The organism is Streptomyces sp. NRRL B-24572 (assembly GCF_002156145.1).
GTDB classification, from domain to species: Bacteria; Actinomycetota; Actinomycetes; order Streptomycetales; family Streptomycetaceae; genus Streptomyces; species Streptomyces vietnamensis.
Map to the genome: position 1 here is coordinate 18,436 of NZ_MWIG01000043.1, position 16,629 is coordinate 35,064.

General features: G+C 71.7%; 17 protein-coding genes and 1 pseudogene. 9 read left to right on the forward strand and 9 right to left on the reverse strand.

Annotated features, from left to right (window positions below; genetic code table 11):
- Window positions 1–469: 469 nt before the first annotated feature.
- Both CCN56_RS02830 and CCN56_RS44150 read right to left on the reverse strand, forming a co-directional pair.
- Window positions 470–1,324, reverse strand: a complete 855-nt coding sequence (locus tag CCN56_RS02830; RefSeq protein ID WP_256961687.1) for a site-specific integrase — start codon at window positions 1,322–1,324, stop codon at window positions 470–472.
- A complete protein-coding gene (locus CCN56_RS44150) occupies window positions 1,321–1,611 on the reverse strand; it encodes a hypothetical protein (protein ID WP_256961688.1) in 291 nt (96 codons plus the stop codon). Before CCN56_RS44150 ends, CCN56_RS02830 begins: the two co-directional genes overlap by 4 nt.
- A gap of 177 nt (window positions 1,612–1,788) precedes the next feature.
- On the opposite strand from CCN56_RS44150, the pseudogene CCN56_RS41585 reads away from it, so the two are divergent.
- The 3 genes and pseudogenes from CCN56_RS41585 to CCN56_RS02840 form a co-directional block, all read left to right on the forward strand.
- A pseudogene (locus CCN56_RS41585) lies at window positions 1,789–1,955 on the forward strand (IS5/IS1182 family transposase); the annotation flags it as partial.
- Window positions 1,956–2,044: 89 nt separating this feature from the next.
- Window positions 2,045–2,518, forward strand: a complete 474-nt coding sequence (locus CCN56_RS02835; RefSeq protein WP_086823098.1) for a hypothetical protein — start codon at window positions 2,045–2,047, stop codon at window positions 2,516–2,518.
- A 56-nt stretch (window positions 2,519–2,574) separates the two neighbouring features.
- A protein-coding gene (locus CCN56_RS02840; RefSeq protein ID WP_256961689.1) for an IS5 family transposase occupies window positions 2,575–3,506 on the forward strand; the annotation gives its coding sequence in 2 pieces (ribosomal slippage) (window positions 2,575–2,910 and window positions 2,913–3,506; 930 coding nt in all).
- A gap of 418 nt (window positions 3,507–3,924) precedes the next feature.
- Here the strand turns inward: CCN56_RS02840 and CCN56_RS02845 are convergent.
- On the reverse strand, window positions 3,925–4,890 hold the full coding sequence (locus CCN56_RS02845; RefSeq protein ID WP_086823101.1) for a pirin family protein: 966 nt from the start codon (window positions 4,888–4,890) through the stop codon (window positions 3,925–3,927).
- Window positions 4,891–4,994: 104 nt separating this feature from the next.
- Here CCN56_RS02845 and CCN56_RS02850 point away from each other — a divergent pair, with 104 nt between their 5' ends.
- The 4 genes from CCN56_RS02850 to CCN56_RS02865 all read left to right on the forward strand — a co-directional run bounded on the left by CCN56_RS02850 (window position 4,995) and on the right by CCN56_RS02865 (window position 7,674).
- Window positions 4,995–5,339 (forward strand): M48 family metallopeptidase, encoded by a 345-nt coding sequence (locus CCN56_RS02850; protein WP_086823104.1) that lies wholly within the window; start codon window positions 4,995–4,997, stop codon window positions 5,337–5,339.
- A 52-nt stretch (window positions 5,340–5,391) separates the two neighbouring features.
- Entirely contained in the window at window positions 5,392–5,856 is a 465-nt protein-coding gene (locus CCN56_RS02855; RefSeq protein WP_086823107.1) for a DUF6153 family protein, read from the forward strand.
- A 106-nt stretch (window positions 5,857–5,962) separates the two neighbouring features.
- The gene (locus tag CCN56_RS02860; RefSeq protein WP_086823110.1) at window positions 5,963–6,604 is read left to right on the forward strand and encodes a DUF305 domain-containing protein; all 642 of its coding nucleotides are present in this window, start codon (window positions 5,963–5,965) and stop codon (window positions 6,602–6,604) included.
- A 188-nt stretch (window positions 6,605–6,792) separates the two neighbouring features.
- Window positions 6,793–7,674 (forward strand): F510_1955 family glycosylhydrolase, encoded by an 882-nt coding sequence (locus tag CCN56_RS02865; protein ID WP_086823112.1) that lies wholly within the window; start codon window positions 6,793–6,795, stop codon window positions 7,672–7,674.
- Between the two features lie 43 nt (window positions 7,675–7,717).
- Here CCN56_RS02865 and CCN56_RS02870 read toward each other — a convergent pair whose 3' ends face one another.
- Together CCN56_RS02870 and CCN56_RS02875 are read right to left on the reverse strand one after the other, a co-directional pair.
- Window positions 7,718–9,379: an amidohydrolase gene (locus CCN56_RS02870; RefSeq protein ID WP_086823115.1), complete on the reverse strand. Its 1,662-nt coding sequence runs from the start codon at window positions 9,377–9,379 to the stop codon at window positions 7,718–7,720.
- Window positions 9,380–9,409: 30 nt separating this feature from the next.
- The gene (locus CCN56_RS02875; protein ID WP_086823117.1) at window positions 9,410–10,813 is read right to left on the reverse strand and encodes a cytosine permease; all 1,404 of its coding nucleotides are present in this window, start codon (window positions 10,811–10,813) and stop codon (window positions 9,410–9,412) included.
- Between the two features lie 184 nt (window positions 10,814–10,997).
- Here CCN56_RS02875 and CCN56_RS02880 point away from each other — a divergent pair, with 184 nt between their 5' ends.
- The gene (locus CCN56_RS02880; protein WP_086823120.1) at window positions 10,998–11,624 is read left to right on the forward strand and encodes a TetR/AcrR family transcriptional regulator; all 627 of its coding nucleotides are present in this window, start codon (window positions 10,998–11,000) and stop codon (window positions 11,622–11,624) included.
- Window positions 11,625–11,631: 7 nt separating this feature from the next.
- Here CCN56_RS02880 and CCN56_RS02885 read toward each other — a convergent pair whose 3' ends face one another.
- Window positions 11,632–13,077 carry an NAD(P)/FAD-dependent oxidoreductase gene (locus tag CCN56_RS02885; protein WP_086823123.1) on the reverse strand — a complete coding sequence of 482 codons (1,446 nt, stop codon included), beginning with the start codon at window positions 13,075–13,077 and terminating at the stop codon, window positions 11,632–11,634.
- A 114-nt stretch (window positions 13,078–13,191) separates the two neighbouring features.
- Here CCN56_RS02885 and trxA point away from each other — a divergent pair, with 114 nt between their 5' ends.
- Entirely contained in the window at window positions 13,192–13,557 is a 366-nt protein-coding gene (gene trxA, locus CCN56_RS02890) for a thioredoxin (protein WP_086823126.1), read from the forward strand.
- Between the two features lie 68 nt (window positions 13,558–13,625).
- On the opposite strand, the gene CCN56_RS02895 is transcribed toward trxA, so the two are convergent.
- The 3 genes from CCN56_RS02895 to CCN56_RS02905 all read right to left on the reverse strand — a co-directional run bounded on the left by CCN56_RS02895 (window position 13,626) and on the right by CCN56_RS02905 (window position 16,424).
- Complete coding sequence (locus CCN56_RS02895) at window positions 13,626–14,813, reverse strand: thiolase family protein (RefSeq protein WP_086823128.1); 1,188 nt, start codon at window positions 14,811–14,813, stop codon at window positions 13,626–13,628.
- Window positions 14,814–14,952: 139 nt separating this feature from the next.
- Window positions 14,953–15,222, reverse strand: coding sequence for a hypothetical protein (locus tag CCN56_RS02900; protein ID WP_041132546.1), 270 nt, complete (start codon window positions 15,220–15,222; stop codon window positions 14,953–14,955).
- A 167-nt stretch (window positions 15,223–15,389) separates the two neighbouring features.
- Entirely contained in the window at window positions 15,390–16,424 is a 1,035-nt protein-coding gene (locus tag CCN56_RS02905) for a LacI family DNA-binding transcriptional regulator (protein WP_086823131.1), read from the reverse strand.
- Window positions 16,425–16,629 lie beyond the last annotated feature (205 nt).

A 16,629-nucleotide genomic window follows, 5' to 3' on the forward strand; every position in this document is an offset into this window, starting at 1 on the left:
CTGGCCCGTTACAGCACTTCCGGCCGGCCGGTACGAGGTCGGAACCACCGCAGGACCCCGGGAGCACCGCCGACCCGGTGGCGAACAAGCCCCGGCAGCGCCGGTCGGCGTCCCGGCGCCACCTCGAAGGGGTGGAAGGTCACCCCACGCCACGCGTCGTCGAGCGGGCCTTCGGTCGACGCCTGCAGATCCGCCACCTCGCCCGCGACGACGAAACCCGCCCACACCGCCGGAAGCCGACCCGCCTTGCGGTGATCGACCCGACGAGTCAGGGGCGACGGTGGGTACGCCGACAGGGACGTGGCCCCATGTCTGGGCTTCAGCCTCGCCCTTGGGGCTCGCCGAGAATCCGACTGGGTCGGGGCGGAACGCCGTTGCTGTTCCGAACCGTCGTTCCCGCTGGAGAGATGGATGCCGTGCTCGTACTACCAGCTGACCAAGGACCTGCCGTTCCTCAGCGGTGGAGGAATCAGGCGGCTTCCCAAAGGCCGGCTTCCAGGATCCGGGCGGCCTTGGTGATGCTGCCCGGCATCAGGTGCCGGTAGGCCCGGTACGTCTCCTCGATGGACTTGTGGCCCATCCACTCCGCGACGTCGGTGATGGGGATGCCGTTGCCGAGGGCGTTCGAGGCGAAGTAGTGCCGGAAGCCGTACATCCCGACCCCTTCCTCCGGCGGGAGGCCCGCGAAGAGCCGCTTCACCCTGCGTCCCTCCATGCCCTCGGTGAAGTGGCCGCCCGGGCCGCTTAGCGGGTAGCCGTCCTTCGTGGTGCCGTGTTTGGCCTCGTAGCGCTCGATCGCCTCCCGCACCGACCGAGGCAGGGGCACCTCCCGGAACTCCCCCGTCTTGCGGTGCTTCAGCTTCGCCGGCTTCAGCGTGTTGGAGTGGATCTGCTCCCGTACCCGGTACACGTCCTGCGCCACGACGTTGTTGACGTTCACCGCCCGCGCCTCACCGTTGCGCAGGCCACACCCCGCCATCATGACGATCTCCAGCGCCAAGTCCTCGTCGGCTACGGCCAGTGCTTTGGTCACGTAGGCGAGGGACGGAATGGCGACCGTTCCCCCAACGTATTCGGGTTCCTGGACACCCTTCACCGGGTCGTCCACCATGGCCCCTTTGGCGTACACGTCACGCAGGATGGTCTTGAGGACCCGGAATATGTTCACCTGGTTGCCTCGGCCCACCCCATCGCTCTCCATCTCATCGAGAAAGCGCTCGACCACCATCGGCGTGACCGAGTTCAGTTTCCGCGCTCCCCGGCGCGGGACGATGCGCACGTCGATCGAGCTGTCGACGTGCCAGCCGGTGGAATAGTCCGTCATCCTGCGCTGCCGGGGCCGCCACTGGTTCGCGCACTCCTCTCCTCGACCGTCAGCTGACCCAGCTCACGACGGGCCGCCGCCACCGACGGCGCCGTCGTCTTCTTCTCCGCATACAGCTGCGTGAGGCGGTCGATCGCGTCGTCCTGCGTGCCGTATCCGGACTCCTCGCGCTGCTTGCCCAGCGCGTCCCGGAAACGGATCGAGTACGGGTGAGGGCAGCGGCTGGGCTTCGTGCAGCCGCAGTCCTTGAAGAAGGGCCCCATGCCGCGGGCGAGCTGTCGGGCCATGTACGCACCATCCGTTCCAGCCCAAGAACCTGCTCAGGCGCCGCACTGTCGGTCGCAGGTCAGCAAGCGGGGACACGTCCGGGACGCATGCTGACCGTTTGCTGACCTGCGGGGGGCATATGATGCTCCTGACCTGCGGCAACGCCGAATAGTCAGATCTTGGACTTGAACATCTAACGCGCCCGCAACGTAGTCGAACGATGCTTCGCCCGCCTCAAGCAGTTCCGTGCGATCGCAACGAGGTTCGACAGGCGCACAATCGCTCCAGGCTGGGATCGTCAACGCAGCTCTGATCTTGCGACTGCGAGAACCTGTCGGATGATCATTTGTCAGACAGGCTCTAGGACTTGTCCGGGCGATCTCTGAGGCAACGGCGCCCTACACCCGTGAATCTCGTTATCGAAGGTCTCGTCGAGTGAGGTAGAAGGGCGGCATGGACACCGCCGTACTTGAGCAGATGCTGGACGAGACCTTCGATCACGCTGTCGTGCACCACGGATACACCAACTACATGCGCGACTACGAGGTCATCGTCTACGCGACGGCTGATCCCAGTACCGGCATCGCGCCGTCCCACCTGCGGTATCTCTTCCGGTACTGCGTTGAGGCCCGGTGTGAGACCTCAGTGCCGGCGGAGACCTGGCGGGTCTCCTTGGACGACCAGCTCATCGACCACGAATCCGGTGTCGACCTCGACGGATACGTCTGGGGCGTGAAGTGGCACGCCCTGTACCCGGGAGCCAAACTCCTTCCTGAGTCCGAGGCGACCCGCCGCTGGTCAAAGGCCCTCGGGCTCGACTTTCACGAGGTGCGCATTGAAACCAACGCGCACAACGTGACCTTGCTCTTCTCGGACCTTCGGGTGAGCGAGGTCCCAGTCGGATACGCACCATTCGTCACGGAGTAGGGGTCAGGATTCGTGTGATCTTGTGACTGCCGTCTGTCCGGGTCGTTCTTCCGGCCATGGGGCGGGGTGATCTGAGTGATGCTGAGTGGGAACGGCTGCGGCCGTTCCTGCCGGTCAGCAACGGGCGTTGTGGCCGGTGGCGGGACCACCGGCAGGTGATCGACGGGATTCTGCACCGCGTGCGGACCGGCGTGCAGTGGCGTGACCTGCCCGAACGGTTCGGGCCTTGGAAGACTGTTTATGAACGGCACCGGCGGTGGTCGGCCGACGGGACGTGGGAGCGTCTGCTCCAGCAGGTCCAGGCCGCGGCCGACGCCGCAGGCGAGATCGACTGGGACGTTTCCGTCGACTCCACCATCGTGCGGGCGCATCAGCATGCCGCAGGTGCGCGCACCGACCCACCGCCTGCCCCCACCTCAAAGGGGGCCGAAGGGCCAGAACATCAGGACGAAACGCCGTGGCAGAGCCTGCACGCCCGCCTGGTGGAGGTGGTGCAGGAGGTGAGGGCCTGGGCCGCTCGCGCGGCGGCTTCACCACCAAGCTCCACCTGAGTGCAGATGGCCGCTGCCGCCCACTGTCCCTGATCGTCACGCCAGGTCAGCGGGCTGACTGCACGCAGTTCAAGCCGGTTCTGGAGAAGATCCGTGTCCCGAAGATGGGGCCGGGCCGGCCCCGCAAGAAGCCCGACAGCGTCGCCGCCGACAAGGCCTACAGCAACCGGCCATGCCGCGAGTACCTGCGACACCGGGGCATCAGGCACACCATCCCGGAGAAGACCGACAGCCAGGCCGCCCGGCTCCGCAAAGGCTCATACGGCGGCCGGTCACCCGGCTTCGACGAAGAGCGGTACAAGAAACGCAACACCGTCGAACGGGCCATCAACCGACTCAAGCAGCACCGAGCCGTGGCCACCCGCTACGACAAGCGCCGGTACGTCTACCTCGGCACCGCAACCGTCGCAGCCCTCACGATCTGGCTCCGCACATGATCGCCCGGACAAGTCCTAGACGAAAATTCCTCAGCGGTGCCGGACGTCTCGCATCGACCGCGAGACCATAGTGACCGGGAGCACCACTATGAGAGCACTGCTTTACCCCTCACATCACCTCAGCAAAGCCGTCGCTACGCCACGGCCTCTCTGAAGTCGGCGCTTCCCGCCACTGCGCCCCCTATCTGCAGCGGCAGCAGCGAGACTCACTACCTGACCATGAGTCAGGTAAGTCAGCAAAAGGTCAGCATCGATCCGATCGAACCCTGTCACACATGACTTAAGACGAGACTCGACACGCTCCCTCGCGAGCCCAGTGGACCCCGCCCCTCGGCCACAGGACCGGCAGCGGATCGGGGGTCCTGGCATGGCGGGCGCGAGTAGGAGCACGACCCACCCGCTCACACGTTTATCCAGGTCAGCGCACCCGTCCCCGCGGCTTCAGCGGGGTGGCGGGCAGTTCCGGGGCGGACAGGCGGGCACCGTCGTAGCCGTGCACCTCGCCGAACCGTGAGCCCTTCTCCCAGTCCTCGCGCGCCTGTACGATCTCGTCACCGGATCGGCCGACGAAGTTCCACCACATGACGATCTCCTCCTCGAAGGGTTCGCCGCCGAGGAGCATCAGGCCCGCGTCCGAGAGGGCGCGGAGGGGGAGTTCGGTGCGGCCGCAGCCGAGGTAGAGCATGGAGCCGGGCAGGACGGGGACGCCGTCGACGTGGGCTTCGCCGGACATGGCGAGGACCGCGTACTCGAAGTCGGGTTCCAGGGGCAGGTTCGTCTCGGTGCCCGCCGTGAGGGCGAGGTCGGCGCCGACGAGCGGGGTGTACGTGGTGCCCGGCGAGGCTGCGCCGTCGAGCTCGCCGAGGATCACCGTGGCGGTGAGGCCGGGCGCGGTGACCCGGGGCAGTTCGGCGTGGTGCTGGAAGTGCGGTTCCACGTGCCGGTGGGCGTCGGGGAGCGCGACCCAGAGCTGCGCGCCGTGCAGGAAGCGGGCGTGCGGGCGGGGGCTCTCCTCCGAGTGGGAGATCGCCCGGCCGGAGGTCATGAGGCCCAGTTCGCGCGGGCGGATCGTCTGCAGGCCGCCCGTGGAGTCGCGGTGCAGCACCTCGCCCTCGTGGAGCCAGCTGACGGTCTGCAGGCCCATGTGCGGGTGGGGCGGGACCTGCATGCCGGGCTCGTCGGCGATGTCGTCGGGGCCGTAGTGGTCGACGAAGGCCCAGGCCCCGACCATGCGCCGGCCCAGGTTCGGGAGCAGCCTGCGGACCTCGGTCGACTCGCCGAGCTGGACGCGGCGGGGGCTGAGCAGCTCCCGTACCGGTTCGGCGACGACGAAGCCGCGGCCGCCGCACACCGTCAGCGCGGCCTGACGATCGAGATTGCTCATGTCGCTCAACCATCCTTAAGTGGAATGTTCAACCAACCGGCGGTGTTGACCTGGTCGACCACCTCACAGGGTGGCAGATCCGGGGCTCTGGAAAGGGAGAGCAAGTGAGCGACACGTACTACGAGTTCGGAACGGCCGGGGAACGCTGGGAGCGTGCGCAGCTGTTCTTCGACGCCAAGGAGTACGGAACAGCCGTCCGCATCCTGCACGGCCTCGTCGCCGAGCACCCGGAGCAGACGGCCCAGCGGCTCCTCCTCGCCCGGGCCTACTACCACTCCGCGCAGCTCTCCCGCGCCGAGACCGAGCTGCGCACGATCCTGGAGCGCGACCCGGTCGAACACTACGCCCGGCTGATGCTGGGGCGCACCCTGGAGCGCCTGGGCCGCCCGGACGAGGCCGCGCCGCACCTGCGGATGGCCGCCGCCATGGCGGGCGAGACCCTGTCCTGACGCGAATCTGATACCCCCGCACGGTATCGTCGGGGCCGGGAGGTCCTGAATCGTGCGCGCACACCGAGCGGAACGCGGCAGACGAGCAGGAGGTGCCATCGGGCACCTCCTGCTCGTCGTCGTGCTCGCGCTCGGGGTGTTCCTGATGCACTCCGTCGGCCACCCCGAGGGCTCCGGCGGCAGCATGGACGGCATGGCCGACATGGCCACCGCTTCCGCCCCGCACCACAGTGCCCCCGCGCACGCCGCCACCCCCGGAACTCCGGAGCGCGCCGCCGCCCCGCACGACGCCGGGGACTCCGACGCCCGGCACGCTCCGGGGTCGGGGATGGACATGACCACCCTCTGTGTGGCCGTCCTCGGCGCCTGGCTGCTCGCCGGTCTCCTCCGGGCGGCCCTCGGGCGCCGCCCCGACTGGCTCGCCCTCCTTCTCGCGCGGCTCGCCCCCGCGCTCGGGCCGCACGCCCCTCCCCCGCGTCCCCCGGACCTCGCCCAGCTGTCCGTCCTGCGGATCTAGACCGACCCCGACGCGCCACGGGCCCCTTCGTGCTGCCCGCGCGCGCCTCCGGTCTTCCCTTCCGCCCGTACGTCGTACGTACACACAGCACCCACGAGGTCTCACCATGCGTGCCTTCACGAACCGCACCACTCGCAAGCTCGCCCTGGCCGCCGCCCTCGCCGGAGCCGGGCTGCTCCTCACCGCCTGCGGCACCGACGACGGCATGAGCGGCATGGACCACGGCGGCATGTCCGCCTCGTCCTCCGCGACCGCCTCCGCTCCGGCCGCCGGCGGCGGCGACACCGCCCCCGGCGACTTCAACGACGCGGACGTCATGTTCGCGCAGATGATGATCCCCCACCACCAGCAGGCCCTGGAGATGGCGAAGCTCGCCGACGGCCGGGCCGAGGACCCCGAGGTCAAGAAACTGGTCACCGCGATCGAGCAGGCCCAGGACCCCGAGATCCAGAAGATGAAGACCTGGCTCAAGGGCTGGGGCAAGCCCGAGGCGCCCGCCATGAACCACGGCGGCATGGCCGGGATGATGTCCGAGCAGGACATGAAGGAGCTGACCGCCACCAAGGGCAAGGCCTTCGACCGCAAGTTCGCGGAGCTGATGATCGCCCACCACGAAGGCGCCGTCGGCATGGCGAAGGACGAGCAGCAGAGCGGCAGCAACGCCGCGGCCAAGAAGCTCGCCGACGACGTCGTGCGGACCCAGTCCGCCGAGGTCGCCCAGCTGAAGAAGATCCTCGACCGGCTCTGATCCGGTTCCTTCCCGGCCCACGCGCGCGCGTGGGTCACGGCGGCCCGTCCCGGGAGGGACGGGCCGCCCCGTCGGCGCACCCGCGTGCCTCCCTGGACGGGCCACCCCCGGCGTACCCCGGGTGCCCTCCGGACGGTGCGCGCCCGCCGCCGTGCCCGAAGCCCTTCCGTACCCCTGGCGAAAGAACGATGAAGACGTACTTCTCCGGCCGCCCGGCCACGACCCTCGGCGCCGCCCTCACCGCCGCCCTCGCGCTGACCCTGACCGCCTGCTCCTCCGGGGACCCGGCCGACGATGCCGCCGGTGCCCGAGCCGCGCTCAGCCACATCCACGGCCTCGGGCTGCGCGACGACACCCTCTACGTCGCCACCCATCAGGGTCTCCACCGCCCGGACGCCGAGGGCCGGCCGGTCCTGGTCGGTGACCGACGTGACGACTTCATGGGCTTCACGGTCACCGCGAAGGGCGACTTCCTCGCCAGCGGGCACCCGGCGCCCGGCGGCGACGGACCCGCCGACCTCGGGCTCATCACGTCGACGGACTCCGGCCGCAGCTGGCGGGAGAAGTCCCTCGCGGGGAAGGTCGACTTCCACGCGCTCGACACCGCGCCCGACTCCACCGTCTACGGCTACGACAGCGCGAACGGCCTCCTGCGGGTCAGCGCCGACGGCGTGACCTGGGAGGACCGCGCCGCGCTCCGCGCCCTCGACATCGCCGTCTCCCCCGCCGCCCCCGGCACCGTCCTCGCCACCACCGAGACCGGCGTGGTCCGCTCCACGGACGGCGGCCGGACCTTCGCCCCGGCCTCCGAGCGGGTCCTCGCGTACGTGTCGTGGGCCGCCCCGGACGCCCTCTTCGGCATCGACCCGGAGGGCGTCCTCTTCCGCGGGACGGCCGGGGGCACCTCCTGGACCCGGATCGCCACCGTGCCGGGCGGCGCCCCGCAGGCGCTCACCGCCGTGGACGCCCGCCGGCTGCTCGTCGCCACCCAGGACGGGGTGTACGAGTCACGTGACGCGGGCCACCGCTTCGTGCGGCGGATGGCGGTGGAATCCGGCGGCGGCCACTGACAGGCCCCACGCCTCCGCCCGGCGGATCAAGGCCGAACAGGCCCTACGCCTCCGTCCGGCGGTCCACGACCACCTCACCGCCCACCACGACCGTCTCCGCCACCGTGCCCGGGATCTCCTCGGGGGCGATGCGCAGGATGTCGCGGGAGAGGACGACGAAGTCGGCCAGCTTGCCCACCGTCAGCGAGCCCCGCTCGTGCTCCAGGAAGTTGGCGTGGGCCGAGCCCATCGTGTAGCCCTCGACGGCGGTGGCGACGTCGATCGTCTCGCCCGCCGTCCAGGCCTCGCCGCCGCCGGGCGGGCGGCGGGTGACGGCCGCGTGGATGCCGACCATCGGGTCCATCTCGGCGACGTTCCAGTCGCTGGAGAGGGCGAGGACCGCGCCGGCCGCGTGCAGGCTGCGCAGCGGCCAGGCCTTGTGCCAGCGCTCGGGGCCGACGTTCTCGGCCCAGTCCTGGCCGGGCCCGGCGATGTCGGGGGCTGCGTGCCGGGGCTGCATGCAGGCGATGACGCCGAGCTCGGCGAAGCGCGGGGTGTCGGCCGGGTCGAGGCACTCGACGTGGACGACCTGGTGGCGGGCGTCGCGCGGCCCGTTGACGGCGCGGGCCCGCTCGACGGCGTCGAGGACGGTGCGGATGCCCCGGTCGCCGGTGGCGTGGACGAAGCACTGGAAGCCGCGCGCGTCGAGCCGGGTGAGCAGCTCGGCGAACTCCTCGGGCGGGTAGAAGGTGTCGCCGCGGTGGTGGGAGCAGCCGGCGTACGGCTCCAGGAGGGCGGCGGTGCGGGGTTCGACGACGTCGTCGATGTACAGCTTGAGCGGACCGACCCGCAGTCGGTCGTCGGCGTACGCGGCGGCCGCCGCCTCGAAGGCGTCGAGGTCCGCCTCGGTGGTGCCGCGCGGGTGGAAGAGCGCGGCGACGATCCGGGAGCGGAGCCGGCCCTCGGCGCGGGCGCGCTCGAAGAGGGCGAGGTCGTCGAGGGAGTTCTGCGGTTCGACGACGGTGGTGATGCCGTAGCCGATGGCGTCGTCGAGGCTCTTGGCGAGCCGGCCGTACTGCCGGTCGGTCGAGGCCCAGGGGAGGCCGAGCGCGCGTAGGGCGCGGTGGCCGTCGCGGGAGAGGCCCTTGACGGCGAAGTCCTTGACGAAGCCGGTGGGCTCGCCGGTGGCGGGGTCGGTGACGGCCCGTCCGAAGGGCAGGTCGGTGTGGTCGCGGTCGACGCCGAGGCGGCGGAGGGCGGCGGTGTTCAGCCAGGCTGTGTGGACGTCGTAGCTGAGGACGAGGGCGGGGGTGTCGCCGGTGGCCGGGTCGAGGTCGGCGGCGGTGGGCATCCGTCCGTCGGGGATCGCGGAGTAGTCGAAGGCCTCGGCCTCGATCCATTCGGCGTCCGGGTGGGCCTCGTGCCAGGTGCGGATGCGTGCGTGGATCGCGTCGAGGGTGCGGGCTCCGACGAGCTGGACGCAGGCGTCGTCGGAGCCGAGGCGGACGTGGTTGTGGGCGTCGACGAAGCCGGGCAGGACGAGTCGCCCGCCGGCGTCGAGGATCCGGGTGTCGGGGCCCGTCCAGTCGGCCGCTTCGGCGTCGGGGCCGATCCAGACGATGCGGCCGGCGCGCACGGCGAGGGCCTCGGCCTCGGGGAGCGCCGGGTCGACGGTGTGGATGCGGGCCCCGGTGAGGACGAGGTCGGCGGGGGCGGTGCGGTTCATGGGGCGGAACTCCGTGTCGTGCGGGGGTGCTTACTGGACGGGGGTGACGGTGCGGCGGGCGAGGAGCACGTACACCAGGGCGGAGACGACCGAGCCGAGGAGGGTGAGGTCGGCGCCGCCGAGCGGGGCGACGAGGGGGCCGGTCCACAGCTCGGAGTCGCAGGTGAGCGCGGAGAAGACGAGGCCGGCGAGGAGAGCGGTCATGCCGGCCGGGTGCCAGCCGGAGCGGTACCAGTAGGCGCCGCCCGTGTCGGCGTGCAGACCCGCGGAGTCGTACGTACAGCGGCGGAGCACCATGTCGGCGAGGAAGACCCCGCCCCAGGGGGCGAAGACGATGATCAGGAGGGAGAGGAAGGAGAGGAGGGAGGTGGTGAAGTCGGTGAGGAAGAGGGCGCCGAGGGAGCCGACGGCGGTGACGGCCGCGCTGATGACGATGGCGCGGGCCCGGCTCCAGGGGATGCCGAGGACCTGGAGGTTCAGGCTCGACGAGTAGAGCGTGATGATCGAGTTGGTGACGGAGCCGCCGAGGACCAGGGCGAGGAAGAGGGGCTGGAACCAGCCGGGGAGGAGGCTCTCGGTGCCCGCGACGGCGTCGGTCATGTCGGCCTGGGTCGCGGCGGCCACCCCGGCGACGCCGAGGGCGACGGAGGAGACGAAGCCGCCGAGGGCGCCGCTCCAGGTGACGGCCTTGAGGCTGGTGGTGCGGGGCAGGTAGCGGGTGTAGTCGGCGGGCATGGGCAGGTACGAGAAGGGGCCCGCGAGCATCACGACGAAGGCGAGGCTCCAGCCGGAGGCGCCGGGCGCGGCGGCGGGGGCGGCGGTGTCGGCGCCGGGCAGGACGAGGACGAGCAGGGCGGCGAAGCCGGCGGCGAGGACGTACGCCATCCAGCGTTCGGCGAACTGGACGGTGGCGTGGCCCCAGAGGGCGACGGCGAAGGTCAGCGCGAGGGTGACGGCGAGCGCGAGGGCGCGGGCGGTGTGTCCGCCGTTCCAGCCGAGGTCGGTGAAGAAGGCTTCGAGGGCGAGGGTGCCCACGACGGTGTTGACGATGGTGTAGCCGATGCTGACGATCCAGTTCAGCAGACCGGCGGGCCAGTTCCCGCGGCGGCCGAAGGCGGCGCGGGAGATGACGAGGGTGGCGGTGCCGGTGCGCACGCCGCTGAGTCCGGCCGCGCCGATGGCGAGGAAGGAGAGGCCGCCGAGCACGACGACGGCGGTGGCCTGCCAGAAGGAGAGCCCGAAGGCGACGGCGAGGGCGCCGTTGATGACGTAGGTGAAGGTGAGGTTCGAGCCGAACCAGAGCCAGAAGACGTCCTTGGCGCCGCCGTGCCGTTCGGCGTCGGGGATGGGGTCGATTCCGTGTTCCTCGACCTGGAAGACCTCGTCGGTCGCTGTCCGGCCCGTGGTCACGGGCACCGTCTCGTGTTCGAGCACACCGCACTCCTGTCGTGAACGACGCCTGCACGCCGCCTTGAATGCCGTTCTAACTCTTAGAACGGCATTCAAGATGTGCGATGGGTTCAGGCCACGTCAAGACCTGCGGAGGTTGCGATTAAGGTCGATCCCGTACGGCACAGGACGCCGGGCGACACGGAACAGCGGGACGGGAGCGGGGCCGGTGGCAGGCGCGGCACGACGGCGGGACGGGAACATCACCCAGGAACGGATGCTGGAGGAGGCCATGGCGGCGATCGCCGAGGACGGCCTCGCCTCCCTCACCATGTCGGCCCTCGCCGAGCGGCTCGGCACCAGCGGCGGCCACATCCTGTACTACTTCGGCAGCAAGGACCTGCTGCTGCTCGCCGCCCTCCGGTGGAGCGAGGCCGCGCTCGCCGAGGAGCGGCGCGCCCTGCTCGCCCGGCGGATCACGGCCGAGCGCAAGCTCGACCTCTTCCTCGAGCTCTACCTCCCGCGCGGCCCGCGCGATCCGCGCTGGACCCTGTGGATCGAGCTCTGGGCCCGCACCCCCGGCAACGCCGCACTCCGCGAGGCCCAGGCCGAACTGGACACGGGCTGGCAGGAGGACCTGGAGACCCTGCTCAGGACGGGCGCGGCACGCCGGCGTTTCGCCCCGCTGGACGCCGGCGCACGCGCCTCCGAACTCCTGGCCCTGCTCGACGGGTTGAGCACCCGGGCGGTCCTCGGCCAGGAGCCGGGCCGGGACCCCCGGCCCGCCCTGGAGGCCGCGCGCTCGGCGGCGCGCGCCCTGATCCCCCTCTACGCCGAGGAAACCGAAAGGAAGTGACGGAGCATCAGCCCCGGTAGGCCTCCAACAGCCGCAGCCACGCCTCGCTCAGCGTCGGATACGCGGGGACGGCGTGCCACAGGCGGGCGATCGGCACCTCGCCCGTGACGGCGACCGTCGCCGAGTGCAGGAGCTCCCCGATGCCGGGCCCGACGAAGGCGGCTCCGAGGATCACCTCCCGGTCCAGGTCGACGACCATCCGGGCGTGCCCTCGGTACCCCTGGGCGTAGAGGCCGGCCCCGGCGACGGACCGCATGTCGAGGTCCACGGCCCGGACCCGGTACCCGGCGCGCTCCGCCTCGGCGAGGGTGAGCCCGACGGCGGCCGCCTCGGGGTCGCTGAACACGACCTGTGTCACGGCCGCGTGGTCGGCGGTGGCCGCGTGTGCGCCCCACCGCCCGGTGTCCAGGGCGGAGTCGCCGTCCCTCGCGCGGGCGGCGATCGCGGCGCCCGCGATCCGGGCCTGGTACTTGCCCTGATGGGTCATGAGCGCACGGTGGTTGACGTCGCCGACGGCGTAGAGCCAGTCGCTTCCGGTGACCCGGAGGCTGTCGTCGACGTCGAGCCAGGAGCCCGGTGTCAGACCGACCGTCTCCAGGCCGATGTCCTCGGTGCGCGGCTTGCGTCCGGTCGCGAACAGCACCTCGTCGCCCTCGACGTGGTCGCCGCCCTCCAGGAGCACGGTGACCGGGCCGGTGCCCCCGTCGCGTACCACCGCGCTCACCGCCGTGTCGGTACGGACGTCAGCGCCGCGCGCGGTGAGCGCGGCGGCCACGTGCTCGCCGAGGAACGGCTCCATGCGCGGCAGCAGCCCCCCGCCCCGTACCAGCAGGGTCACCTTCGCCCCGAGGGCCTGGTACGCGGTGGCCATCTCCACGCCCACCACTCCCCCACCGACCACGACGAGCCGCTCGGGCACCCGGTCGGAGCTGGTCGCCTCACGGCTGGTCCAGGGATGCGCCGCGGGCAGCCCCGGCAGCTCCGGCAGGAGGGGGCGGGTGCCGGTGCAGACGGCGACCGCGTGCCGGGCGGTCAGCACGTGACGCTCGCCCTCGGGACCCGTGACCTCGACCTTGCGCGGCCCGTGGAGGCGGCCGTGGCCGCGGAAGGCCCGTACGCCGATCGAGTCCAGCCAGTCGACCTGGCCCCCGTCCTTCCAGTGGCCGACGACCTCGTCCCGGTGGGCGAAGACCTCCATCGCGTCCAGCGGGCCGTAGACCGACTCGCGCAGACCCGCGACCTTCCGGGCGTCCGAGCGGGCGATCGCGGGGCGGAGCAGCGCCTTGCTGGGCATGCACGCCCAGTACGAGCACTCGCCGCCGATCAGCTCGCTCTCGACGATCGCCGCGGTCAGGCCGCCCGCCCGCACCCGGTCGACGACGTTCTCGCCGACCGGGCCCGCGCCGATCACCACGACGTCGTAGGTGTGCTCGTCTTCCACCGTTCGTGTCATGGGTCCCAGTCTGGTGGCAGCGGTGCGGAATAGCGCGGCTCGATACGCCGTTGTGCCGGGCGAGTCCCCGGGGGACCGTGAGGACCACGCCAGGAGACCCGAAAGGTAGGCAGCATGAGCACCGTAGAGCTCACCAAGGACAACTTCGACGAGATCGTGAGCGGGAACGAGTTCGTGCTCATCGATTTCTGGGCTTCGTGGTGCGGTCCCTGCCGTCAGTTCGGCCCGGTCTTCGAGGCGGCGTCCGAGCGGCACCAGGACCTCGTCTTCGCCAAGGTGGACACCGAGGCGCAGCAGGAGCTGGCCGCGGCGTTCGAGATCCGCTCGATCCCGACCCTGATGATCGTCCGCGACAACGTGGCCGTGTTCGCACAGCCGGGCGCGCTGCCGGAGAACGCCCTGGAGGACGTCATCGGGCAGGCGCGCAAGCTGGACATGGACGAGGTCCGCAAGTCGATCGAGGACGGGCAGGCGAAGTGACCCACGGCGAGAGGGGTACGGGAGGCCCTCCCGTACCCCTCTCGCGTGCTGTCGCGGACTGCGGGCCGTCAGCGCTCCAGGACCAGCGCCAGGCCCTGGCCGACGCCGATGCAGAGGGCGGCGAGGCCCGTGCCGGAGCCGGCGGCGGCGAGCTGGTGCGCCACCGAGCCGGCCAGTCGGGCGCCGGACGCGCCGAGCGGGTGGCCGATCGCGACCGCTCCGCCGCGAGGATTCACGATGTCGGGGTCCAGTTCCGGCCATTCCGCGAGGCAGCCGAGCGACTGGGCCGCGAAGGCCTCGTTGAGCTCGAAGGTCGTCAGGTCGGCGAAGGAGCGCCCGGCCTTCTCCAGGGCCCGGCGGACCGCCTCGACCGGGCCGAGGCCGAAGAGCTGGGGCTCGATCCCGGTGACCGCGGAGGTGCGGATCCGGGCGAGGGGCTCGCGGCCGGTCTCGCGCAGCCCGTCCTCGTCGACGAGGAGCAGGGCGGCGGCGCCGTCGTTGAGCGGCGAGGAGTTGCCCGGGGTGACGGTGCCGCCCTCGGGGCGGAAGGCCGGCTTGAGCTTGGCGAGGGCCTCCATGGACGTGGAGTCGCGGATGCACTCGTCGCGGGCGAGGTCCACGCCGGGATACGGGACGACCTCGTCGTCGTAGAGCCCCTTCGCCCAGGCCTCGGCCGCCTTGCGGTGGCTGGCGAGGGCGAAGGCGTCCTGCTGCTCGCGGGTGATGCCGTGCTTGTCGGCGACGAGCTCCGCGCCCTCGCCGAGCGAGACGGTCCACTCGGCGGGCATCTTCGGGTTGGTCATGCGCCAGCCGAGGGTCGTGGAGTGGAGCTGCTGGTGCCCGGCGGGGAAGGCCCGCTCGGGCTTCTGCAGGACCCAGGGGGCGCGGGACATCGACTCGACGCCGCCCGCGATCGCCACGGAGGCGTCGCCGAGGGCGATGGCGCGGGCGGCCTGGATGACGGCTTCGAGGCCGGAGCCGCAGAGGCGGTTGACGGTGACGCCCGGGACGGTGACGGGCAGGCCCGCGAGGAGGACGGCCATCCGCGCGACGTCGCGGTTGTCCTCGCCCGCGCCGTTGGCGTCGCCGAAGTAGACGTCGTCCACGCGCGCGGGGTCGAGCGCGGGCGAGCGGTCGACGAGCGCGCGGACCACGTGAGCCGCGAGGTCGTCGGGGCGCACGCCGGCGAGGGCGCCGCCGAACTTCCCGATCGGGGTGCGGACGGCGTCGACGATGTAGACGTCGCGGATGCTCATCGGTTCTCTCCCACGTGACCTGCGGAACGACTCTGTTCGCCTGGTGAATCAATCTTCGCCCGATCGGGCGCGCAGAGTCTCTGCCGGACGGCCCGCCGTGTCAACGGGCCGCTTCGGGACACCGGAGAGGGGGCGGGGGTCAGCGGGCCGCGGCGGGGCGGACCAGGGCCGTGAGGCCGTAGTCGAGCTCGCGGCCGTCGACGAGCAGCGCCTCGACGGTGAGCGTCTCGGGGTCGATGTCGGCGCGGATGCCGTGCCCCTCGTAGATCGGGTAGCCCGTCTCGCCGTGCCGCCCGGTGGCCTCGACGACGGCCGAGCGGACGGCGCTGTCCGCGACGGCGGCGCCGCCGCGGTCCTCGACGTGCTCGGGCACCAGCAGGATCTCGAACCGCTTCGGAACTGTGCTCATGCACCGAAGCTAAGCGCTCGGCCAAGCTCCCGCCGGGCGACGCCGGGGTGCCACCGGGCTCCCGCAGGGCGACGCCAGTGCCACCGGGCTCCCGCAGGGCGACGCCGGATGTCACCGGGCTCCCGCAGGGCGACGCCGGGCCGCCGGCGGGGAGCCCGGCGGGGCCGTCAGCTCGATTCCCGCCGGACGACCCGCGAGTCGAGCAGGTCGCGGGAGACGGGCGGGGCGTCCGTCTCCCGTACGGCGCGGTCGACCAGCTCCGCCAGCTCGCGGCCGGCCACCATGTCGATCCGCACGGTGGAGAGCCGGGGGCGAAGGAGCCGGCCGAGGAGCAGGTCGTCGGCGCCGACGACGGCGGTCTCCTCGGGCACGGAGATCCCGGCGTCCTGGAGCGACCGCATCAGGAGCATCGCGTACTCGTCGTTGTACGCGAAGACCCCGTCGAGCCCGAGCTCGCGCCACCGCGCGGCGAGCGCGTCGGCCGACTCCTCCTCGTACCGCAGCGGCAGGGGTACGACGGTGGCACCGGCGGCCTCGGCCGCGCGGCGCGCGCCGTCGAGCCGGGGTCCGGAGAACATGGCGAGGCCCGGCTCCTCGGGGACGACGACGCCGATCCGGCGCCGGCCGGTCTCCAGGAGGTGCTCGGTGGCGACCTCGCCGACCCGGCCCTGGTCCATGACGAGGGCGTGGGTGCCCTCCACGCGCTGGGTGCCGAGGGTGATCACGGCCCGGGCCCCGGACCGCTTGAGGATCTCGACGCCCTGCCCGGTCAGCTCGACCTCGCCGAGGGAGACCACGGCCACCGGCCGCAGCTCGGCCCAGGCGCGGGCGGCCTCCTCGGCCCGGAGGCCGACGCTGCCGTACTGCACGACCGTGTAGTCGAGGCGGCGCAGGGCCCACTGGAAGTCGTTGAAGAACTGGCTGTACAGCGGCCCGACGGGGACGTGGGGGGTCGGGAGCAGCACCATGCGGCTGTGGCCCGCGCGCAGGCTGCGGGCCGCGGCGTGCGGCACGTAGCCCAGCTCCTCGGCCGCCTCGCGCACCCGCTGCCGGGTGGGCTCGCTGATGCGGACGGCCGAGGTGTTGTTCAGGACGTACGAGACGGTGGCCCGGGAGACGCCCGCGAGCCGGGCGACATCGGCGCTGGTCGGGACCGCACGCCCGGAGGGGCGCTCGGGGGACTGTTCGGTTGGCTGGCTCATCGATCCGGCATCTTTCCAGAACGATCCGGCGCAGGGTCTGGCGGATGGCCGGATCTGAGTGCTACACAATGCTCACACGTGCCACTGACACGTGTCACCTCCCTTGTTCCATCCGCTTCTCGCCCCCGCATCGGGCGATCTCCCCAGGAGGGCAAAGTGGCCCTTTCCTCCCCCGGCACCGGCACGTCCGTCCCCGGTTCCCCCA